This is a genomic window from Salinimicrobium soli, from assembly GCF_048323655.1.
GTDB classification, from domain to species: Bacteria; Bacteroidota; Bacteroidia; order Flavobacteriales; family Flavobacteriaceae; genus Salinimicrobium; species Salinimicrobium soli.
Genome location: NZ_JBLUWW010000006.1, coordinates 90,417 through 111,319, shown reverse-complemented (window position 1 = coordinate 111,319; position 20,903 = coordinate 90,417). Strand labels below are relative to the sequence as shown.

The following is a 20,903-nucleotide window of genomic DNA, read 5'->3' as shown; positions in this document are numbered from 1 at the left end:
ATGAATAAGAGAAAAGTGGCAAAAATTTTATCGTATAGATATATGTTCCTGGCAATGGTCCTCTTAATACTTGCCGGAGGATTGGTTCTATTGCCAAAGGTTCCAAAACAGGAAGGAATTACGGCGGAGCTTCTGCTAAACAATGTCATTAGCCCAGAGAGATATATTTCAACAGATCTGGTGGCACAAAAGATCATTGGTCAGGATCCGTCATTTATTCTGGTTGATGTGAGAAATATTGAGGACTTTAAAACGTATGCACTTCCCAATGCCATTCATATTCCTCTTGAAAATTTATTGAATGAAGAGCATGAAGCTTATTTGAATCAATCTCAATATGACGTCATCTTTTATTCTAATGACAATTTATATGCAGATCAGGCATGGATGTTAAGTAAACGCCTGGGGTACAAGAACCTTCGGGTTTTAGAAGGAGGCATGAACAAGTGGTTTACAACCATAATTAACCCTTCTGTTCCCAATGAAGATATGGCTGCTGAAGATTTTGAACTGTATTCCAGGAGAAAAGCAGCGAGTATGTACTTCGGAGTTGTTTATCCTGAACAAGTGGTTGCTGAAGAGCCAATTATTGAAAAACCTGTTCCGAAGAAGATCATTACAGTTAAGAAGAAAAAGAAAAAACCGGTAGAAGGAGGTTGCTGATTTTAAATTTTAAAAGGTACTTACCATGAAAGAATTAGAGAAAGTTAAAAGGATATCTGTTGGATCAACCTTTTTCATCCTGGCAATTGTTATAGGAGTTCTAACCTACGAACGTCCTGAGAACCTTTATGCTACAAATGCGGAAAATGCTTTAAAAAACCTGACATCCACAAACTATATTATATCCATTAATGAGATCAAACAGCCGGAAATCGTGTTGGTGGATATCCGGACTCCTTATGAATTTGAAAAAGGACATTTGGAGAATGCGATCAATATTCCCGCACCAGAGGTTTTAAAGGAAGAGAACAAGACCCTGTTTACAGACTGGAAAGAATCAAAAAAAGTTGCCGCCCTCTATGGAAAAGACATTGAGGAAGCAAACCTTCCTTTCCTTCTTTTGTACCAGTTAGGATATGATAATCTCAAGTTAGTTAATGCCGAAAACAGGTTTTTGCAAAACCAATTGATTACCAACTCCCCCGATGTTGAAAGATCAAATGCAGATATAAGAGCCTTTATAGACGAATCTATTAAGAACTCGAAACAAAGAGTGGTGGAAAAAGAAATAGTTCCTGTACCCAGGAAGATTATTCCTGTTAAAAAGAAAAAGAAAAGACCGGTAGAAGGAGGCTGTTAGGGTATTTCATTGAACTGCAAAAACCTCAACCACAAGCTGGCAGGAGCAGTCCTGAATTCCATCAAAGACAGTTCATCTTTTTAATAATTAAACATCTATAAAGAAAGTATAAGGAAGAGAACCAATGAGAGCAAGCCTGTTCATATTAATTTTATTCTCCGCCCTGGTGAGTTGCAATACAGCTCAAAAAGAAAAGGAAGCAAACGTCATTGAAGATAATCTTCCAACTACCGGGACAGCTGAAAGAGATGTAGCTACTATTTCCAGAGGCTATGAGCTCATGCAACAAAAGTGTTATATCTGCCATATTGAAAAACCAGATCCTTCCTTGAGAGGTCAGATGATCGCCCCTCCTATGGTAAATGTGCGGGAGCATTATGAACCTTCTTATTCCAAAAAAGATGAATTTATAAATGCAATGGTATCTTTTATACAAAACCCTTCAGAGGAAAAAACTTTGATGCCCGGAGCAGTGAAAAAATTCAATCTCATGCCAAAACTTATATATGAGGAAACAGAATTACGCTTAATAGCTGAAGCTATTTATGAGCACGATTTTGGTGTGACTTCACAAATGAGGATGCAGAATATGCGCCAAAATCTGGAGTTGAACAATGGCAAAAAATGGGACCTGAACACTAATTCACTTGACCGGATTAATGCCGTTACGCTGAAACTGAACAATTTTGAATCCGGTACTATTTCTGAATACAATCAATTAGGGAAAGAAATTTTTGATGAAGTGAAGATGATACTTCTGGACGACTCTTACACGGGTGAACTGTTCGATCAATTGCATAACTTCTTCGGAAGTCTGGAAACGGATATGCATGCGTTGATCTCTGCAAAAGATAAAGTGGAGGCAGAAAAGCAGATGAATACACTAAAAAGTAAGCTCCGGGAATTTTATAATTATTTTGAGTAAAAATTTATGGGAGATATTTTCTAATGCTTGAAAAAGGCAAGTTCCTGGTTCATTTCCGGCAATAGGTCTGCAGCGAAAGCTGCGGACTTTTTTATTTTCCGGAAGAACTGAGTTTGCTCAAGGCTTCTGCGCTTAATAGAGTTTCAAGCCTTCCTCTACAGCAAATTACACAGTTAAAAAACCCCTCAATTGACCGAACAACAGTATGGTAAAAAGTGAGGTTTCACCATGCTTTTTTTTACAAAAAGTAGTGGCATAAGTTAACGCAGAAAAGGGACTCAGCATTCGGAGAGCTGCCTTAAAGAGAAAGGAGTAAATTACTTTTCCATATAGGGTTGCCAGGTCACCAGGATGTATTTTTTCTTTCCGTTTTCAATTTTGGAAAGAAAGCCGTACTCGTAGACGAACAGGTAGACCTCTCCCCTATTATTTTTCCAGTAGTGAGTGAAATAACTGGGATCAAAGCCGCGATCGATTAAAGTTTGTGATCTGACCGTGGCCTTGCCAGCTTTATTGAAGGCTCTCAGAAGCTTTCTGTTTATCTTGAGTTGACGATCTACCTTTAAGAAAAAGTTGTTTTCACGACGATCTTTTTCATAGTGATAAGCACTCTTACAATGAGGATCACAGAATTTTTTATCAGCTCTGCCCTGAAGTTCGGCATTACACGCAAGGCAAAATTTTTCTGATTTCATTATTAGAGTCATTTTAATCGTATAATATACGAATAATGGACACTTAAGGTTTCCTATAAAATTACTTTTATAAAAAAGTAAACCTATGGAAAAGAGATATGTTACATTGAAACATTTGATGGTGGCTGAGGAAAAATGTGTAGGGATACAATATTTTTCGGATAAAGTTCTGGATGCATTGGTAAAGGATCTGCCGGGGGTAAAATGGAGCGAACAGTTCAGAATGAATTACATCAAAAATACCACAGAAAATCTGGACCGGGTCTTCAACGTCTTTCGTGGAGTTGCCTGGGTCAATTGTAATCATTTTTATAGCAAAAGCAGCTTCCGAAGAAATGCAGAGGCACCAGATGTCCAGGCTCTTCGCAATAGGGAAGTTACAGAAGGTAAAAGATCATGTCCAGAGAGTTACCTGGCAAAGCTGGAACTAAAGTGCTACGCCATAAACACCGTAAGGACGTACGTTTCTTGCTTTGAAGCTTATATGAACTATTTTGACGATAAAGAACTTCATGAGATAAATGAAAATGACATCAGAGCCTATCTTCAAACACTCATACAGAATGGATGCTCCCATTCCTATATTAATCAAGCTATCAATTCAATAAAATTCTATTATGAAGTTGTGCTGGAAATGCCCAACCGGTTCTATGCTATTGAGCGGCCAAGAGTGCAAGAGAAGTTGCCACAGGTATTGGCTAAGGATGAGGTTTTGGCCATTATCCAACACACCAATAATATTAAGCATAGATGCATTGTAAGCTTCTTATATTCTGCGGGAATAAGGAGAAGCGAACTGCTTAATTTGGAGTTGAGGGATATTGATAGTCAAAGAATGGTAGTGAGAATAAGATCGGGGAAAGGGAATAGAGAAAGGTATTCCATTCTTTCCGATAAACTTCTCCAGGATCTAAGGAAGTATTATAAGGAATGGAGACCAAGGAAATACTTGTTCGAAGGTCCCAAAGGTGCTAAGTACTCTGCGGAAAGCGTAGTGAAAATAGTTAAAGAAGCAGCGAGAAAAGCAGGTGTTAGGAAGAATACAACACCTCATATGTTAAGGCATTCTTTTGCTACACATTTATTGGAAAGTGGGACCGATTTAAGATACATCCAGGTATTATTGGGACATAAAAGCACTAAAACCACTGAAATTTATACTCATGTAGCCACAAATATTTTTTTCAAGATCAAAAATCCCCTAGATTAGCTAGTAAAGACAAAGTATATATAAATGTAACACTGCATTTATTGGTACGTTGTGCAACATTATACCTGACGATTAAGAGAATTCGTAAACAATGAATAAAATAGTCTATTTTTTCCTGCTGATCCTTTGTATCGTGCTGATCCCTTTAAGTGGTGTCGGATTTTTAGGAACTATGATAACTGACAAATATCAGGTTGACCACGCTAAGACATTTGTAGAAATTGACTCTGACCGTCTGACCAAAACGGAGAAGGAAGCGAAGCTAAAGGATATTGAAAAATTAGAAAATACGATACAAAGACAACAGATTATTATTTTCGCACTCGGACTATCAGCCTGTTTTGGTGCTTCGTATTTATTGATTAAAAGAAAGAAACTAATTAAAAAAACGTTGCACAACACTGTATAAAAACAATGCTAAAACTGTGTCGAATCGAAAGTCCGTGCTCGCTTGCAACGCCTGATTGTCCTGCGGACAATCAAGCTCGCCAGCTCGCACTGTTTTTATACGGGACGTTACCCAAAATTTGAAAAATGAGCACTCTTAAAACCACCTCAGATGTGAGCGGACAACTGAAAAAATTGACAATTTTAAAAGTCTACTCCCTAATTTACATTTTTGGCTGTTTAGGTTTTGCATTACTTAATTGGAAAGTTCTGACTTATGAAGAAGGTTGGGGAATGGTGGGAATGATCGGACTGATTTCACTCGGACTTTTAGGTCTGATAGTAGATTTTATTTTAATAAAACTGATCCCGACAAAATGGTTGTTTCACCTAATCGAATTACTTATAGTTTTCTTTTTCTCAATCGAATTATGGATAAGCTTTAAAAAATAAAACTTTGGGTAACAACGTATAAAAAAAATGCTAAAACCTGTCTCGAATCGAAAGTCCGTGCTCGCTTGCAACGCCTGATTGTCCTGCGGACAATCACGCTCGCCAGCTCGCACTGTTTTTATACGAGACGTTGCCCACAATTTAAAAAACTGACGTTGAAAATATTTTACTTTCTCATATTCTTAAACGGACTGAATTTATTTGCGCAGGATACGATCATATACCAAGGGGTTTTACGAGATAATATACTGATAGAGACCATTGAGCTTTATCCTGACAGCACTTTCAAATGGACCAATGAATATGATTTGTCGTGGAGCGAGTATGGACGATATAAAATGACAGAAAATCAACTGATTTTAAATCATTACATAATTTGGCATTATCCAAAAACAATGAGTTTAAGAGATAGCATTTCGACAATTGAAAAACCAATGCAAACTCGAGTCCTAGAAATTGAAAACAATCGGATTTATCCTCTTTCGGAGAATGGAAAGCGGAAAACTAAAATGAAAGATCCTTTCTTTAAAAGAAAATGGGGTTGGTTATTGGGAAACCGATTTGATTATAAAATAATACGTACGGATTAAAACTGTGGGCAACATCGGTTCCTATGAAAAGCAATAATCAGATTCTCTTCTAAAATTAGTATTTAATTCTCTATTTCAATAGTTTATGTTTTTTAGCGCGTTGAATTTTTGTTGAAGCTCCGCTTCAATAGAAATTCAATGCTATAATAACCCGCTCAGCATCCTATTTGTGGTCACTTCTAATGAGCGCCACCAGCATCTCTATGATTGGTTAAATAAGCCTGTCCACTTGCTAACACAAAATGTGGTCCGCAATGGCCACCACCGTTGTTTTGTGGTACAGACTTTAATTTGATTTGAGCTTGATCATTGATTAAATTTTTAAGCTACTACACCTATTTCATAAGGCGTTTCGGTTTTTATGACGGCTAAGGTGCGACTCAGTAATTTATGGGCAACCTTGACTATAATTTTTTTTACGTCCTTACCTAAATGTTTTCGATAATAAGCCTGCAGCACCGGATCTGTCCTGATAGCCTGCCAGGAAGCTTCCACAAAGTAAGATCGAATTAACCTGTGGCACCGTGGATTCATTCCTGTAGATTTGGAAGTGGCTCCGCTTTCATAAATTCCCGGGGCCAGGCCAACATAACCCGCCAGGTGTTTGAGGCTGTTAAAGCGCCTGAGATCTCCCAGTTCAGATATGATGCCTACAGCTACAATACCTCCAATTCCCGGGACGCTTCTAAGCAGGTAATAATCCTTCTTGAAATGCTTACGACAGTAAGCTCTTAGCTGACTTGAAACATCACGGAGTTCTTTATCCACAAATCGAAAATTTCGCATTTTGCTGGACATAGTTTCCTTTGCCGTAGGGTAATTAAATTCCTGACTATCGATCCAGTGACGAAAGGCATGGCTCCAGTGGTCGTTATCAAACTCCGCTGGAACTTTAATCCCAAAATAAAGCAACTGCATCTTGATCATACATTTGACGCGCCTGAGATCCTTGACCAGTTCATTGCGGCGGCGAAAGAGGCTGCGCAGCTCTTCTCGTTCTTTATCGGGAACAGTAATGCCTTCCAGGCGCTCATCTTTCAATTCCCGGCTAATGAGCTGGGCATCGATACGATCGGTCTTAGTATACTTTTCTTTTCCCTTCCGGTGAATATCTGCCGGATTTACTACTAGGGATCTCCATCCAAAGCTCTCAAAAGTGCGATGAGCAGAATAACCACAACAGCCCGCCTCATACGCTGTGGAGACCTCATGATCTGGAAAGTGTTTTTGAACATATCCCTGTAGCTTATAAGGATCTGGAGGCATACTAAAAGATTTACCTGCAAAAAGATCTGTGCTGCAGTGTATTTTCCAGCTTCTCTTGTGGATGTCAATCCCTATGAATAACTTTGGTAAAGCAGTAATCTGAGTTTTCATAATCTTTAAATTTTTGGTGAATTTTAAAGATACTTGATTACTGCTTTTTCATTGATGCTAACGAGCAAATAACGGCTGACCATCGAAAAATGACATTTTTGACTACCTTTAAAAAGTAGTCTATAACGGACAAATTTAAGTCTCAAAACCGCAACTTGCGTTATTCGAGACGTTGTACACAATATGAAAAAACCGACATCAAAATTAATCGGATTAAGCATTTTATTTCTGATTATTTCCTGTAAAACTTATACTATTCCACCTGACAGTTTCCGAGAACAAATGATCGAAGCAAAGTCTGGGAATATGACAGAAGTAGAAATAAATAATCCTCTTTTCTATAGAAATATTAAATACTCTTCCAATAATATTAACCGACTTATAGTTTTGGACAAAAACGGTGATAAAATGTATTTGGAGAACTCACCGTCGATTGAAATGCGAATAACACATCGCAACGGAAAAAAATATATTCTTTATTTTGATACTGTGATCCTGGAAAATGACACTTTAAAAGGAGGTCGCTCCAGATTTGCTCAAAGCCTTACAAGAGAAATTCCAATGGACAGTATTGTGAAAATTGAAGTTCAAGATGGCGGAAAGAAATTTAATTACCAAAACTAAAAAATACTGCGGGCAACATCGGTTCCTATGAAAAGCAATAATCAGATTCTCTTCTAAAATTAGTATTTAATTCTCTATTTCAATAGTTTATGTTTTTTAGCGCGTTGAATTTTTGTTGAAGCTCCGCTTCAATAGAAATTCAATGCTATAATAACCCGCTCAGCATCCTATTTGTGGTCACTTCTAATGAGCGCCACCAGCATCTCTATGATTGGTTAAATAAGCCTGTCCACTTGCTAACACAAAATGTGGTCCGCAATGGCCACCACCGTTGTTTTGTGGTACAGACTTTAATTTGATTTGAGCTTGATCATTGATTAAATTTTTAAGCTACTACACCTATTTCATAAGGCGTTTCGGTTTTTATGACGGCTAAGGTGCGACTCAGTAATTTATGGGCAACCTTGACTATAATTTTTTTTACGTCCTTACCTAAATGTTTTCGATAATAAGCCTGCAGCACCGGATCTGTCCTGATAGCCTGCCAGGAAGCTTCCACAAAGTAAGATCGAATTAACCTGTGGCACCGTGGATTCATTCCTGTAGATTTGGAAGTGGCTCCGCTTTCATAAATTCCCGGGGCCAGGCCAACATAACCCGCCAGGTGTTTGAGGCTGTTAAAGCGCCTGAGATCTCCCAGTTCAGATATGATGCCTACAGCTACAATACCTCCAATTCCCGGGACGCTTCTAAGCAGGTAATAATCCTTCTTGAAATGCTTACGACAGTAAGCTCTTAGCTGACTTGAAACATCACGGAGTTCTTTATCCACAAATCGAAAATTTCGCATTTTGCTGGACATAGTTTCCTTTGCCGTAGGGTAATTAAATTCCTGACTATCGATCCAGTGACGAAAGGCATGGCTCCAGTGGTCGTTATCAAACTCCGCTGGAACTTTAATCCCAAAATAAAGCAACTGCATCTTGATCATACATTTGACGCGCCTGAGATCCTTGACCAGTTCATTGCGGCGGCGAAAGAGGCTGCGCAGCTCTTCTCGTTCTTTATCGGGAACAGTAATGCCTTCCAGGCGCTCATCTTTCAATTCCCGGCTAATGAGCTGGGCATCGATACGATCGGTCTTAGTATACTTTTCTTTTCCCTTCCGGTGAATATCTGCCGGATTTACTACTAGGGATCTCCATCCAAAGCTCTCAAAAGTGCGATGGGCAGAATAACCACAACAGCCCGCCTCATACGCTGTGGAGACCTCATGATCTGGAAAGTGTTTTTGAACATATCCCTGTAGCTTATAAGGATCTGGAGGCATACTAAAAGATTTACCTGCAAAAAGATCTGTGCTGCAGTGTATTTTCCAGCTTCTCTTGTGGATGTCAATCCCTATGAATAACTTTGGTAAAGCAGTAATCTGAGTTTTCATAATCTTTAAATTTTTGGTGAATTTTAAAGATACTTGATTACTGCTTTTTCATTGATGCTAACGAGCAAATAGCGGAAGATCCTTCAAAAATGACATTTTTGAGACCATTAAATTAATAACTTACGCTATTCCCTATAGCTGTCGGGTGCATTCCCCAATCCGCTATTTTTTAAATAATAGAACGTACCCATATCAATCTAAAACCAGTTTTCAGAAAGTAAAAAATGTACTTTTATCTGTCTATTCCGGCATATCTCCTCACAATCTTATTTACAGCAGATTAATTCTTGTTGAGTTTCTCTAGAATTCACTAAATTAGTTAAAAGTAACTGTTTGCGAGTACTTACTGAACCCCATTGACCTTTCTCACCTTTTCAAAAGGACATCTTTGAAGGTGATAATTTTTATTCCTACACAACAGGTTAACTGACTCTCCCCCAGGTCATTTATTGGCAAGATCAACTATTTCAGTCAGTGATCATTTCATTAAATCAAAATGATCGCGATGGCTGAATTCATTTAAAGATTTTATATAACTGAAAATCACTGAACAAATAAAAACTAAACTTTAAGAATGGCCGGACACCTATTGGAAAGCTTACATGAAGGGGGATCATGAACTTTGGTCCGCCTTCTAATTTTTTCCTGTGTAGGAAGATTGGGCACCTTCGGGCCAATGTGAATTTCACGGAACAACGGTAAGCCGGGTAGCACTAAAAGAAAACTAATTTATAACGCCACAAACAGAAGTCATGAATGCAAAATCAATTATAGGAAAATCCACTGTAGAAATTAAGCAGGCCCTGGAGGAACACCTGGGCAACGGCTTTTCTCCTACCCTGGCAATCATGTTCGCTTCTGTTGACCAGGATCTTGAAACATTAGGTAAAGTAGTGAATGATGCCGGATTAGAACTATTTGGAGTTACGACCAATGGTGAGTTTATCGATGAAGAAACCCAGAAGGGATCTGTAGTAATGCTTTTGCTCGACATCAATAAAGATCATTTCAGAATCTATCTTGAAGAATATCCCGATAAGAACTACAAAGAAGTTGCGATGGTACTCGCCCATAAGGTAAAAGCAACGTATCCTAATCCGGCCTTTCTATTCGGAGTGAGCCACCCTGCAGCAGATGGGGAGGAAATATTGCGTGGTATAGAAGAAGTTATCGGGAATAATGTCAATGCTTTTGGATGCGGTGCAGGAGACGATTATGCTTTCACAGAAACCTTTGTTTTTACAAATGACAGCATTAGCAACAATGGTCTAATCTGTCTAGCTTTTGATGAAGACAAAGTTGCTGTTAAAGGTATTGCCACTTGCGGGTGGAAGGCAGTGGGAACTGAGAAAACGGTAACCAAGAGTGAAGGGAATCACGTGTTCACCATTGATGACCATCCGGCACTGGACATCACGACCAAGTACGGAGGGCTCGAAAATGTGCAACCTGAAAATAAGGATCTGTTAATTGAAATTGCTGCTAATTTCCCTTTGCAACTCCAACGGGAGAAAGGCGATCCCGTGATGCGTCCGCCATTGGTTGTGGATTGGAGTGACCATTCTTTTTATACAAGCGGATCTGTTCCACAAGGCTCAAAAATTCGTTTTTCTCTGCCTCCCGACTGGGATGTGATGGAGAAGGTAGTCGAAGGTGTCCAACATCTAAAAGAAACGGAAATGCCCGAGGCAGATGCTCTTATTGTCTTCAGTTGTGCCGGGAGGATCCTGTCATTTGGTCCCATGATGACAGCTGAACTTAAAGGTATCAAGCAGGTTTGGCATGTACCCATGGTCGGGATGTTTTCCAATTCCGAACTTGGCCGGATGGCAGGTGGCAACCTGGAAATGCACAATCTCACCACTTGTTGCGTAGCACTTAAAGAAAAATAAAAAGATCTGTTACTATGAAAGCAAAATCAATACATGGCAAGTCAGTCGCTGATATCCGGGAAACGTTGAATCAAACCATAGATGGTGGATTTAAACCAACGCTGGCCATAATCTTCATGTCCATTAAACACGACAGAAATGCCATCTGCAAATTGATGGATTCCAAAAACATCGATGTCTTTGGTGCTACTTCCTGTGGAGAGTTTATAAACGATCTACAAACAGAGGGGGAAATTGTCATGATGCTTTTAGACTTATCAAAAGAACATTACAAAATTCTTTTTGAAAATTTGAGGGGTAGAAACCTGGGGGAAACCGCTTCTAACCTGGCCAGTACTGCCTCAAACCAATTTAGTAACCCATCACTTATTCTTTGCAGCACAGGAATGACTGTTGAGGGTGAATATTTTGACGGTGAGACTTTCGTCAAAAGTATCAACGAAAGCATTGACCCTGATCGAGTATACTTCGGCGGTATGGCGGGCGACGATTGGACGTTTTCGGGATCCTACCTGTTTACCAATCATGGGGAAACCGATTTCGGGATGGCTGCTCTTGTTCTCGATGCTGATAAGGTATCGCTCACTGGAATGGCCATCAGCGGATGGAAACCAATGGGAATTTCAAGAAGGGTAACCAAGAGCAAAGGCAATCTACTCTATACCATTGATGGTAAGCCTGCCGTCGAAATGTACTATAGGTATCTCGGTCAGGCCCAAAAGCTGGGGGATGAGAGTTTTGATATGTTCAAAGATCTATCCATCCCATACCCTTTTATTGTAAAAAAATCCTCGGGCGAAACGACCTTACGGAGTCCGTTAGGCATTAATAATACAGAGCATGCGATTGAAATGGGCACAGAAATGCCGGAAGGAACGGAGTTTTGGTTCACAGTACCTCCTGATTTTGATATTTCTGAGGAAATCACCGAGAGAGCGCGTGAACTTAAAGATAAAAATGGCACCGATGCTGATGCCCTGCTTATTTTTTCATGTGCCGGCAGGCCCCCGGTCTTAGGTCCACTGGTTACGGTGGAAAATGAAGGTTTGGCCGAGGTGTGGAATGCCCCAATGGCGGGCTTCTTTACATATGGAGAATATGGACGGGCCCCCGGTGGAAAACAGGAATATCATTCCTGCACCTGTTGTTGGGTAGCTTTAAAAGAAAATTAAAAAGATCTATTTCTATGAAAGCAAAATCAATACATGGCAAGTCAGTCGCTGATATCCGGGAAGCGTTGAATCAAGCCATAGACACTGGATTTAAACCAACGCTGGCCATAATCTTCATGTCTATTAAACACGACAGAAATGCCATCTGCGAATTGATGGATTCCAAAAACATCGATGTATTTGGTGCTACTTCCTGTGGAGAGTTTATAAACGGTCTCCAAACAGAAGGGGAAATTGTCATGCTGCTTTTAGATTTATCAAAAGAACATTACAAAATTCTTTTTGAAAATATAAGGGGTAAAAACCTGCGGGATACCGCTTCAAACCTGGCCATTGCTGCCAAAAACCAATTTAGTAATCCATCACTTATTCTTTGCAGCACAGGAATGACTGTTGAGGGAGAATATTTTGACGGCGAGACTTTCATCAACAGGATTAACGAATACATTGACCCTGATCGAATATACTTCGGCGGTATGGCAGGCGACGATTGGACGTTTTCGGGATCCTACCTGTTTACCAATCAAGGAGAAACTGATTTCGGGTTGGCTGCTATCGTTTTTGATGCTGATAAGGTATCGCTCAATGGAATGGCCATCACCGGATGGAAACCGATGGGAATTTCAAGAAGGGTAACAAAGAGCAAGGGCAACCTGCTTTATGCTATTGATGGCAAACCTGCCGTCGAAATGTACTATACGTATCTTGGACAGGCCGAAAAGCTGGGTGATGAGAGTTTTGATATCTTTAAAGATCTATCCATTTACTACCCTTTTATTGTGAAAAGAGCCTCAGGCGAAACGGTTATAAGGAGTCCGTTGAGCATTAATGCTGAAGAGCATGCGCTTAAAATGGACACAGAAATGCCGGAAGGAACGGAGTTTTGGTTTACGGTACCACCGGATTTTGATATTTCTGAAGAAATCACCAGTAGAGCAAGTGAACTTAAAGATAAAAATGGCACCGATGCTGATGCCCTGCTTATTTTTTCATGTGCTGGCAGGCCGCCGGTCTTAGGTCCACTGGTTACGGTCGAAAATGAAGGTTTGGCCGAGGTGTGGAATGCCCCAATGGCGGGCTTCTTTACGTATGGAGAATACGGACGGACCCCCGGAGGAAAACAGGAATATCTCTCCGGTGCATGTTGTTGGGTAGCATTAAAAGAAAAATAGAATGGATAAAAATCTGGAAACCGTTAACGACCTCATTCAGCAAGATCCTAACATGTCTGCAGAACATAAGGAGTCTGCTCTTAAGGCTTTAAAAGCTGTTGACAGAGAACTTCAGATTTTGATTTTTAAGCTTGACCGCACCGAGAAAGTAAAACGAACCACGGCCATCCTTCTGGAAGAGACTATCGAAGAACTGGAGCAGAAAAGGAAAGCTGTAGAAGAAGCCTTAACGGTCCTTAAAGCCACACAGGAGCAGCTCATCCAGCAAGAAAAACTCGCCTCCCTGGGTCAACTCACTGCAGGTATTGCCCATGAGATCAAGAATCCTCTAAATTTTGTAAATAATTTCGCCGAACTAAGTAGCGAACTTATCGATGAAGCATTTGAAGAGGTGGTAAAGGTGGATGATTCCGATGCCAAAAAAGAGATCCTGGCGACTCTAAAAGACGTAAAGGCAAATCTGTCCAAGATACACGAACATGGCACCCGTGCTAACGGGATCGTGACTTCCATGCTTCAACATTCCCGTGGTGGAGATGGAAAAATGGAGCCAACCCCCTTCAACCCACTAATCCAGAAGTATGTTAATCTGGCCTTTCACGGTATGAGGGCCGGTAAAGAAGCTATCAACGTGGATATTGACCTTCAACTTGATGAAAACATCACGGAGGTACCACTTGTAGCCGAAGATTTTTCCCGTGTGATCTTAAATTTGTGTGGTAATGCTTTTGACGCGATGAGGGAGAAGGTTCTTCAGAATTCAGAAGCTAATGTTAACGGCTATACGCCCAAACTCTCCGTACGCACCAAATTAGAGGGCGATAAAATCACTTTTGAAATAGAAGATAACGGTCCGGGTATAGCCACTGAGATAAAAAATAAAATCCTGCAGCCTTTTTTTACTACAAAGAAAGGTACTCAGGGAACGGGATTGGGACTGAGTATTACAAACGATATCATCAAGGCCCACGGCGGGGAATTGAACGTCGAAACCGAGGAAGGCAATGGCAGCGTGTTTGTCTTTTCACTTCCTGCCGCCAGGATCAAAAATTAAACCCATCACAGGATGAAAATCACCAATAACTTCTCAAGAAGCGTACAAAAGAAAAACATAATTCGAGCCTAATTTTGTAACTTTAAGTAAGGAACCAATTAAAGTAGGCTATGGCTACTTTAAAGAAACTTAAATCATGGTTTTACCCTGTTACCCCGTTAACGGTGGTGACGCCTTTTAGCATTGTTATTGCTATTTATGCTATCTATCTGGGTTTTACTGTTGAGAGTCCTGCAATAATTTTTCCCATTATAGTTGTTCCTGTCACACTTCTTATCGCGATCCTGTACGCTTTAGACCGGTTCCTCATAAAGAATCAGGTTTCATATTACATTGTTCTAATAGCAGAATTGGTATTTCTCGCCGGTGGTTATTTACTAATTAATTATGCGAATAGCAGCACCGATATTCATATAACAACCGATGAGGATTACATTTTCGTACTCTATGATGCCCGGGAGAATTCCATGGGCCGCTTCACAAAAAAAGGTCTCTTTAGCAAAGAGCTGCTAATAAACGACAACATCGTACACCTGGATCCATCATTGCTTAAAAGAGACGATATAGGCATCTTACCTCCCGATAGCTGGATAGGTACCGGTCATGTTAGTGGTAAATACTTTTATAAAGGAGATTCAATACCCTACGATTACATGTATAAAAGTCGGAGGGAAACCGAATTTTCACGTTCTCAACAAACCTATATTGACAGCTTACTTAACCTGGCTTTACAACCATAATACCTCTCAAAAATGTCATTTTTATTACCTATAAAAATACTATTTAACAGATAAATCTGCGTCTCTAACTCCGCTACTTGCGTTGACCGGGGACGTTATGCAGCAGCTCATTGACTGGGATCACAAAACTTAAAACATCTCTTTATGAAAACAAGTATAATATTTTTAACAATCTCATTCTGTAGCCAACTAGTATTTGGCCAGCTGAACCTTCCCATAATCGATATGCAATTACATGCTCATCCTGTAGATGGGCAAGGACCGCCACCAGTAGGTATTTGTACACCAATAAACCCTATGCCGGTTTGGGATCCTGCTAAACCGTATTCCGAAGTATTCATGAAAATGCTTAAAGAACCTCCTTGCTCTAATCCTGTTTGGTCGCCAAAAACAGATGATGAGTTGATGAACGAAACTCTTGATGTGTTGGAAAGATTAAACATTTATGGTGTCTTGAGTGGCCAACCAGATAGAGTAGCTAAATGGAGGTCAAAGATGCCTGACCGTTTATACCCTGCTATCGAAATGTCGATAAGCCCAAATACCCCATCAACTGATTCATTGAGGAATATGCACAAGCATGGAAATTTAATGGTATTGGGTGAACTTACTACCCAATATGCTGGAATATCACCTGATGATGAAAGGCTTGAACCATATTTTAAATTAGCAGAAGAATTGGATATACCAGTTGGTATTCACGTGGGTCCAGGTCCACCAGGTGTAATTTATTTAGGTGCAACAAATTATCGGGCCAGGATGCACAGCCCGCTGAGCCTGGAAGAAGTTTTAGTAAAACACCCTAAACTAAGGTTATACATTATGCATGGTGGATACCCAATGATAGACGACCTTTTAACATTGTTATATGCACATCCACAAGTGCATCTTGACATAGGTGTCATAGTTTTCACTCAGCCAAGAGAGGCATTTTACAATTGGTTGAAAGCTATATTTGATGCTGGTTTTGGAAATCGGGTAATGTTTGGTTCTGACCAAATGGTGTGGCCCGGAGTGATTGAACGATCAATTGAGGTAATCAATAAAGCGCCATTTTTATCCGAATCACAAAAACGAGATATCTTCTATAACAATGCAGCTCGTTTCTTAAGGCTAAGCAAAGAAGAAATTGCCAGACACCATGGGAAATAAATTTAGTTTGACAAAACTTAAAGCCAGCTGCATAACAATGGCTATAAGTAATTGCTTCTTTTCGCCTACTTCTGAACCCCGAATCTTCGCAGCTCGCGAATTTTCAGTTTAGTGTGTACTTGCAAAGTTAAGTGCCAGCCCACTCAACTACTCATAGCCGAGACCGTTGTAAGCAATTTTTGAAATGAGTTTTTTACATATCAATATTATTATTTTCATTTTATAGCTGTAAAGAAAAAGAGAATAAAAAATTTCTGATTTTACAGATCAGGATTCTTATGAAATAGAACATAAATTTGATCTAGAATGATTACAGATGTTTGGCATTAACGACATTCCTAAATTCCTGCTGGCATTCTTCCTGGTGCTGCCGCTCATATCAATTTTACATGAAGCAGGGCATGTTTTCTTTGCCTGGCTCATGGGTGCAAAGAATATTCGAATAATTGTGGGAAGTGGAAAGCCGGTTTTTTCAAGGGGAATTCTTGAAATACGTCAGTATTATTTCTGGTATGGGTTCTGCACTTTTGAAAACATAGAACGCAAAGAGAAGCTGGCAAATATCCTTATTTTTTCGGGAGGCGCCTTGTTCAATCTCATTAGTACAATTGCAGTAATCCTACTCGTAGAAAACAAGGTATTGGAATCAGGAATGCTCACCTATCAGTTCACCTACTTCTCCATGTACTACATATTCTTCGCCCTGCTGCCTATGCTCTATCCCGGCGGAAATTTCAGTGATGGTAAGATCATTCTCGAATTGCTAAAGAACAAAGAAGAAATCATACAGGAGCGTACATATCGTGTGCAATGGAAAAATACCGAAGAAAAATGGCATGTTTGGGACCCAAATAAAGAACTTATCGCAAAATTTGAAAAGGAAGAAGAAGCCCTGGACAAAGCCAGGGATGTTGCTAAAAATAACAGGCCGAGCCGTATTATCATCAACAACAAAGATGGGGTTGAAAAAGAGGTCCAGAATTATCCAAGAATCCCTCTATAGTTATTTTACAACCCAGATAGGTACCTCCAGGTTAGCATTGAACAACTCCTCGGTCACCGTGCCCACTGCAAATGGGGAGAACGTGTTCCCACCTTTATCTGAAACGACTAACAAGTCGGCATCCGAGTCCATAATATTAGCCTGTATTTTTTGTGCAGCTCCCGATTCTCTCCCCATAAAGATGAGAGGTTCGATCGCTTCGGAATAATTCAGTTTTTTTAAGAATTTGTCAAACTTTTCTTTTACATGCTTTTCCACTTTCGATCCCATAGATTCCGGAGAAACATAGGGAGAAAATTGTACAGGCACGCTATAGACATGAACTACTTTCAAGAGTACATTGTTTCCTTCCTGCAATTCTTTGGTAATCCTGAATACCTTTCGCGAGTCCTGAGAGAAATCGGTTCCAGCCCAAATAACATCTATTTTCTCTTGCGCCTTTGCAGGCACGGCCAATATATCACACTTTAGTAAGCGGAGTAATTTTCCACTTACCACTCCAGTTCCTTTTTCGTGCTTTTTGTTTCCTACAATAGCCAGGTCTATTGAATATTTCTCAACGATATATTTAAGCAGGGATTCACTGTAGGGATCTTCAGAGATCAATACTTCCCAGTTAGCTGAGGCTGAAAAATGTTGCTTCACTTTCTCATTCAATTCATCTCCAATCACCTCATCAAGATTCACATCTTTAAGATGTTCTTCGAAAAGTTTCGAAATCTCATACTTCTTTATGTTATGGACAAAATAGACATTTTCTGCCCCCAGCCTTTCAGTAATAAAAGAAGAATACTTAATGAGTTTTTCATCTATAGCTGAAAGATCCAGGGCCACAAGTATATTTTTGATAGTCTTCATAATTCGTTATTTTCTTTATTCTTACCCCTCTTTTTAATAATATCTGAGATAACTTCTTCGTAGCTCTCCAATTCCTTTTGTGCCTTTTTCTCCTCCGCTTTACGATACTCATCCCGCACCCCAAGAAAGAGTGAATAACACATAAACAGAAGGATGAAAGCAAATGGAAGTCCGGTGACTATAGAAGCCGTTTGCAGGGCCTGTAACCCTCCTCCAACCAGGAGAACAGCTGCTACAGTACCTTCAGCCAATGCCCAGAAAATCCGCTGTCCTACAGGTGCATCGATTTTACCTCCAGAGGTAAGGCTGTCCACTACCAGGGAACCCGAATCAGACGAGGTAACAAAAAATCCTACTATTAAAACAACTCCAATTATATTCAAGACCGTAGAAAAAGGAAACCCCTCGAGAAAAACAAAAAGAGCGGTAGCCACATTATCATCCACTGCTTCCACAACCGTTTCATTACCTAAAAGTGCCTGGTGAATTGAAGTACTTCCAAAAGCAGAGATCCAAAAGAAGGTAATGAGGGAAGGCACGATAAGTACTCCTAAAATAAATTCTCTTATGCTCCTTCCTTTAGAGATTCGCGCAATGAACATTCCTACAAAAGGAGACCAGGCGATCCACCAGCCCCAGTAAAATACCGTCCAGGCATTTTGCCAATTATTTCCTGTATAGCTCTCTGTCCAGGAGGATATTTCCAGAAAACTATAAAAATAGCTACCGGTATTTTGAACAAAAGATTGAAAAATAAAAATAGTAGGGCCCAGAATTACAACCATTAATAACATTAGAACGGCAATTCTCATATTCCATTCACTCAGCAATTTCACCCCCTTGTCCACTCCCAGGACCACAGAGGCAGTGGCAATACCTGTGATCCCCGCAATGAGCAACACCTGGGTAGTAATGCCACTATCAATTCCAAAAACGTGGGCTAAACCTGCGGCTATCTGCTGCACACCAAGCCCTAATGATGTTGCCAATCCGAATAAAGTAGCCAAAACAGCAAAAATATCAATGATATCACCTCTTTTACCATAGATCTTATCACCAAGAACGGGATAAAAAACGGAACGAATAGTGAGTGGAAGTCCATGAGAGTATGTGAAATAGGCAAGAGAAAGACCTACTAAAGCATATATCCCCCAGGCGTGGAAACCCCAGTGTAGAAAGGTGAAATTCATAGCTTCCTGAGCGGCCTCCGCAGTTCCTCCTTCTGTAAGAGGAGGATTAAGAAAGTGGGTAACAGGTTCGGCAATACTCCAGAACAATAGACCAATTCCCATTCCCGCACTAAAAAGCATAGCAAACCAGGAGAGGGTTTTAAATTCGGGTTTCGCGTCCTTACCTCCTATTCGAATGGATCCAAACTTACTGAAGGCCAGATAGAGGACAAAAATGAGAAAGATGTTAACACACAAGACAAAGAACCATCCGCCGTTATTGGAGACAAAAGCCTGAATGGAATCAAAATATCCTTCAGCCTGGTCCCGGAAGATCAATGTCAAAGCAATACTTATGATAATAATAATGGATGAAGAAAAAAACACCGGACCGTTAACCTCTAATCCCATGATCGACTTTCTCTCGTCACTCCTGATAATTTTTTTAGTCATAACTGGTGTTTTTTATTCGTTTAAACTTTAGAAGTAGTATCCGAAATTGATATTGAACCTCGCCTCCCATTTGGCATCGGGATTTCCAGCGGCAAAATCATCTACGAAATTGCCCCCTAACCAGGAATGATTATAACCGGCAGCATAATCCACATAAGTATAGAGATTGCCGGCAGTTATCAGCACCCCCGTAACATTCATAAAAGAGTCTTCGAAAGATCCTTCCCTTTTCTGCATGTATCCGAAATCATTGTAGAATTGCAGGTTCGACACAGGACCCCAATTGACCGGCAGGTCACGGGAAACGGCTATAGTATAAAGATTGAAGTCGGAAGCTACTTCATAAGGGGCTCCATAAGCAGCCATCACAATGATCTCTTCGGAAACACCTTTCTCATTTTTAGGATTATGGGAAACGAGTATAGCTTCAGACTTGAGATTCCATAATTTATAATCAGCCTCATAATGAACGGCAAGAGCGTGATGATTACCGGTCTTTTTGGTGTTAATATTATAAAGACCACCATATTGGCCTGACACTCCAACTTGCGACTTCAAGTTTTCACCCCATTTATACAAAAACTTAAGGTTACCCTGGTGCACCTCTTTATTATTACCCGCTACATCATAGGAATACCTGCTGGCGGAAACGGCTGAAACATCTCCGAACCTCAGCTCTTCAGCATTTTTAAAATAAGCTATATGATACTCCCAGTTTTCTGAATTATGGATAAATTTAATACCCATGTCATGATCATCTTCCAAACCCATATAATAGCCCAGGTTAAAGAACCAGTTATGGGAATTATACTGCTGGATTGCAAAAGGCACCTGGGTTAATCCTAACTGAATTTCTTCCTCTTCGTTGAATTTGTAACCAAACCATCCCTGCTTCAGCATACCTCCTCCAAACCCTTCGGAATAATGACGGTATTCTGCATTGACATAAATTCCCCGGTAAGCAGCCATTGCATTAATCCTGAACATATCGTAGCCAAAATCACCTCCTCTTTTCTTTTGTTCAGGTTTCCAGGAAGAAAGATTATAATTGAAGCGCAAGGCACCACCAAGATCTACTTCTGGAGTCTCCTGCGCCTTCATGCCCTGGACAAAAAAACTACTGCAAAGGATTACAAACCACAGGTTTCGAAGTGAATCTCTCATGGATAACGGTTGATTAACCTTCAATTTAAATCTAATAGCAGGAAAAGAAAGTCTATCTACCTATAAAATATTGTTAAGAGTCTAATCCTCCAGTATTTAATGTATAAAGATTCTGGAACTTTAACCAGA

21 protein-coding genes are annotated in these 20,903 nt (G+C 40.1%); 15 read left to right on the top strand and 6 right to left on the bottom strand.

Translation table 11 applies throughout. From position 1 onward, the window contains the following. From ACNORC_RS14160 to ACNORC_RS14150, 3 genes are all read left to right on the top strand, one after another. Entirely contained in the window at positions 1-663 is a 663-nt protein-coding gene (locus ACNORC_RS14160; RefSeq protein WP_418336320.1) for a rhodanese-like domain-containing protein, read from the top strand. 25 nt (positions 664-688) lie between these two features. Next, positions 689-1,303 carry a rhodanese-like domain-containing protein gene (locus tag ACNORC_RS14155; protein ID WP_418336319.1) on the top strand — a complete coding sequence of 205 codons (615 nt, stop codon included), beginning with the start codon at positions 689-691 and terminating at the stop codon, positions 1,301-1,303. A 124-nt stretch (positions 1,304-1,427) separates the two neighbouring features. Continuing rightward, the gene (locus tag ACNORC_RS14150) at positions 1,428-2,228 is read left to right on the top strand and encodes a hypothetical protein (protein WP_418336318.1); all 801 of its coding nucleotides are present in this window, start codon (positions 1,428-1,430) and stop codon (positions 2,226-2,228) included. A 317-nt stretch (positions 2,229-2,545) separates the two neighbouring features. On the opposite strand, the gene ACNORC_RS14145 is transcribed toward ACNORC_RS14150, so the two are convergent. After that, positions 2,546-2,923 (bottom strand): hypothetical protein, encoded by a 378-nt coding sequence (locus ACNORC_RS14145; RefSeq protein ID WP_418336317.1) that lies wholly within the window; start codon positions 2,921-2,923, stop codon positions 2,546-2,548. An 85-nt stretch (positions 2,924-3,008) separates the two neighbouring features. On the opposite strand from ACNORC_RS14145, the gene xerA reads away from it, so the two are divergent. From xerA to ACNORC_RS14125, 4 genes are all read left to right on the top strand, one after another. Beyond that, positions 3,009-4,133, top strand: coding sequence for a site-specific tyrosine recombinase/integron integrase (xerA, locus tag ACNORC_RS14140; protein ID WP_418336315.1), 1,125 nt, complete (start codon positions 3,009-3,011; stop codon positions 4,131-4,133). Between the two features lie 91 nt (positions 4,134-4,224). Next, the gene (locus ACNORC_RS14135) at positions 4,225-4,542 is read left to right on the top strand and encodes a hypothetical protein (RefSeq protein ID WP_418336314.1); all 318 of its coding nucleotides are present in this window, start codon (positions 4,225-4,227) and stop codon (positions 4,540-4,542) included. Positions 4,543-4,667: 125 nt separating this feature from the next. Next, on the top strand, positions 4,668-4,973 hold the full coding sequence (locus tag ACNORC_RS14130) for a hypothetical protein (protein ID WP_418336313.1): 306 nt from the start codon (positions 4,668-4,670) through the stop codon (positions 4,971-4,973). Positions 4,974-5,128: 155 nt separating this feature from the next. Next, positions 5,129-5,563, top strand: coding sequence for a hypothetical protein (locus ACNORC_RS14125; RefSeq protein ID WP_418336312.1), 435 nt, complete (start codon positions 5,129-5,131; stop codon positions 5,561-5,563). Between the two features lie 321 nt (positions 5,564-5,884). On the opposite strand, the gene ACNORC_RS14120 is transcribed toward ACNORC_RS14125, so the two are convergent. Further along, positions 5,885-6,940 (bottom strand): IS110 family RNA-guided transposase, encoded by a 1,056-nt coding sequence (locus ACNORC_RS14120; RefSeq protein ID WP_418336310.1) that lies wholly within the window; start codon positions 6,938-6,940, stop codon positions 5,885-5,887. A 306-nt stretch (positions 6,941-7,246) separates the two neighbouring features. On the opposite strand from ACNORC_RS14120, the gene ACNORC_RS14115 reads away from it, so the two are divergent. Continuing rightward, a complete protein-coding gene (locus ACNORC_RS14115) occupies positions 7,247-7,564 on the top strand; it encodes a hypothetical protein (RefSeq protein WP_418336311.1) in 318 nt (105 codons plus the stop codon). Positions 7,565-7,889: 325 nt separating this feature from the next. Here ACNORC_RS14115 and ACNORC_RS14110 read toward each other — a convergent pair whose 3' ends face one another. After that, entirely contained in the window at positions 7,890-8,945 is a 1,056-nt protein-coding gene (locus tag ACNORC_RS14110) for an IS110 family RNA-guided transposase (protein ID WP_418336310.1), read from the bottom strand. 752 nt (positions 8,946-9,697) lie between these two features. On the opposite strand from ACNORC_RS14110, the gene ACNORC_RS14105 reads away from it, so the two are divergent. From ACNORC_RS14105 to ACNORC_RS14075, 7 genes are all read left to right on the top strand, one after another. Continuing rightward, positions 9,698-10,837 (top strand): FIST signal transduction protein, encoded by a 1,140-nt coding sequence (locus ACNORC_RS14105; protein WP_418336309.1) that lies wholly within the window; start codon positions 9,698-9,700, stop codon positions 10,835-10,837. A 14-nt stretch (positions 10,838-10,851) separates the two neighbouring features. Further along, positions 10,852-12,009 carry an FIST signal transduction protein gene (locus ACNORC_RS14100; protein ID WP_418336308.1) on the top strand — a complete coding sequence of 386 codons (1,158 nt, stop codon included), beginning with the start codon at positions 10,852-10,854 and terminating at the stop codon, positions 12,007-12,009. 14 nt (positions 12,010-12,023) lie between these two features. Next, positions 12,024-13,181 carry an FIST signal transduction protein gene (locus ACNORC_RS14095; protein ID WP_418336307.1) on the top strand — a complete coding sequence of 386 codons (1,158 nt, stop codon included), beginning with the start codon at positions 12,024-12,026 and terminating at the stop codon, positions 13,179-13,181. A 1-nt stretch (position 13,182) separates the two neighbouring features. After that, a complete protein-coding gene (locus ACNORC_RS14090; RefSeq protein ID WP_418336306.1) occupies positions 13,183-14,235 on the top strand; it encodes a sensor histidine kinase in 1,053 nt (350 codons plus the stop codon). A 110-nt stretch (positions 14,236-14,345) separates the two neighbouring features. Beyond that, a complete protein-coding gene (locus tag ACNORC_RS14085; protein ID WP_418336305.1) occupies positions 14,346-14,975 on the top strand; it encodes a hypothetical protein in 630 nt (209 codons plus the stop codon). A gap of 144 nt (positions 14,976-15,119) precedes the next feature. Continuing rightward, the gene (locus ACNORC_RS14080; protein WP_418336304.1) at positions 15,120-16,127 is read left to right on the top strand and encodes an amidohydrolase family protein; all 1,008 of its coding nucleotides are present in this window, start codon (positions 15,120-15,122) and stop codon (positions 16,125-16,127) included. A 316-nt stretch (positions 16,128-16,443) separates the two neighbouring features. Beyond that, positions 16,444-17,130 carry a site-2 protease family protein gene (locus tag ACNORC_RS14075; protein ID WP_418336303.1) on the top strand — a complete coding sequence of 229 codons (687 nt, stop codon included), beginning with the start codon at positions 16,444-16,446 and terminating at the stop codon, positions 17,128-17,130. Here the strand turns inward: ACNORC_RS14075 and ACNORC_RS14070 are convergent, their stop codons facing one another. Genes ACNORC_RS14070 through ACNORC_RS14060 form a run of 3 tightly spaced genes read right to left on the bottom strand, consistent with a single transcriptional unit; the run spans position 17,131 to position 20,774 of the window. Then, entirely contained in the window at positions 17,131-17,988 is an 858-nt protein-coding gene (locus ACNORC_RS14070; RefSeq protein WP_418336302.1) for a universal stress protein, read from the bottom strand. It abuts the gene before it with no gap. Then, positions 17,985-19,610 carry a BCCT family transporter gene (locus ACNORC_RS14065; protein ID WP_418336301.1) on the bottom strand — a complete coding sequence of 542 codons (1,626 nt, stop codon included), beginning with the start codon at positions 19,608-19,610 and terminating at the stop codon, positions 17,985-17,987. The genes ACNORC_RS14070 and ACNORC_RS14065 overlap by 4 nt, the downstream gene beginning before the upstream one ends. 27 nt (positions 19,611-19,637) lie before the next feature. Continuing rightward, positions 19,638-20,774 carry a hypothetical protein gene (locus tag ACNORC_RS14060; RefSeq protein WP_418336300.1) on the bottom strand — a complete coding sequence of 379 codons (1,137 nt, stop codon included), beginning with the start codon at positions 20,772-20,774 and terminating at the stop codon, positions 19,638-19,640. Between the last annotated feature and the right edge of the window lie 129 nt (positions 20,775-20,903).

Bases quoted from the DNA above. Each gene is read 5' to 3' on its own strand.
- ACNORC_RS14160 (WP_418336320.1), top strand. From the start codon at position 1: ATGAATAAGAGAAAAGTGGCAAAAATTTTATCGTATAGATATATGTTC.
- ACNORC_RS14155 (WP_418336319.1), top strand. From the start codon at position 689: ATGAAAGAATTAGAGAAAGTTAAAAGGATATCTGTTGGATCAACCTTT.
- ACNORC_RS14150 (WP_418336318.1), top strand. From the start codon at position 1,428: ATGAGAGCAAGCCTGTTCATATTAATTTTATTCTCCGCCCTGGTGAGT.
- ACNORC_RS14145 (WP_418336317.1), bottom strand. From the start codon at position 2,923: ATGAAATCAGAAAAATTTTGCCTTGCGTGTAATGCCGAACTTCAGGGC.
- xerA (WP_418336315.1), top strand. From the start codon at position 3,009: ATGGAAAAGAGATATGTTACATTGAAACATTTGATGGTGGCTGAGGAA.
- ACNORC_RS14135 (WP_418336314.1), top strand. From the start codon at position 4,225: ATGAATAAAATAGTCTATTTTTTCCTGCTGATCCTTTGTATCGTGCTG.
- ACNORC_RS14130 (WP_418336313.1), top strand. From the start codon at position 4,668: ATGAGCACTCTTAAAACCACCTCAGATGTGAGCGGACAACTGAAAAAA.
- ACNORC_RS14120 (WP_418336310.1), bottom strand. From the start codon at position 6,940: ATGAAAACTCAGATTACTGCTTTACCAAAGTTATTCATAGGGATTGAC.
- ACNORC_RS14115 (WP_418336311.1), top strand. From the start codon at position 7,247: ATGACAGAAGTAGAAATAAATAATCCTCTTTTCTATAGAAATATTAAA.
- ACNORC_RS14110 (WP_418336310.1), bottom strand. From the start codon at position 8,945: ATGAAAACTCAGATTACTGCTTTACCAAAGTTATTCATAGGGATTGAC.
- ACNORC_RS14105 (WP_418336309.1), top strand. From the start codon at position 9,698: ATGAATGCAAAATCAATTATAGGAAAATCCACTGTAGAAATTAAGCAG.
- ACNORC_RS14100 (WP_418336308.1), top strand. From the start codon at position 10,852: ATGAAAGCAAAATCAATACATGGCAAGTCAGTCGCTGATATCCGGGAA.
- ACNORC_RS14095 (WP_418336307.1), top strand. From the start codon at position 12,024: ATGAAAGCAAAATCAATACATGGCAAGTCAGTCGCTGATATCCGGGAA.
- ACNORC_RS14090 (WP_418336306.1), top strand. From the start codon at position 13,183: ATGGATAAAAATCTGGAAACCGTTAACGACCTCATTCAGCAAGATCCT.
- ACNORC_RS14085 (WP_418336305.1), top strand. From the start codon at position 14,346: ATGGCTACTTTAAAGAAACTTAAATCATGGTTTTACCCTGTTACCCCG.
- ACNORC_RS14080 (WP_418336304.1), top strand. From the start codon at position 15,120: ATGAAAACAAGTATAATATTTTTAACAATCTCATTCTGTAGCCAACTA.
- ACNORC_RS14075 (WP_418336303.1), top strand. From the start codon at position 16,444: ATGTTTGGCATTAACGACATTCCTAAATTCCTGCTGGCATTCTTCCTG.
- ACNORC_RS14070 (WP_418336302.1), bottom strand. From the start codon at position 17,988: ATGAAGACTATCAAAAATATACTTGTGGCCCTGGATCTTTCAGCTATA.
- ACNORC_RS14065 (WP_418336301.1), bottom strand. From the start codon at position 19,610: ATGACTAAAAAAATTATCAGGAGTGACGAGAGAAAGTCGATCATGGGA.
- ACNORC_RS14060 (WP_418336300.1), bottom strand. From the start codon at position 20,774: ATGAGAGATTCACTTCGAAACCTGTGGTTTGTAATCCTTTGCAGTAGT.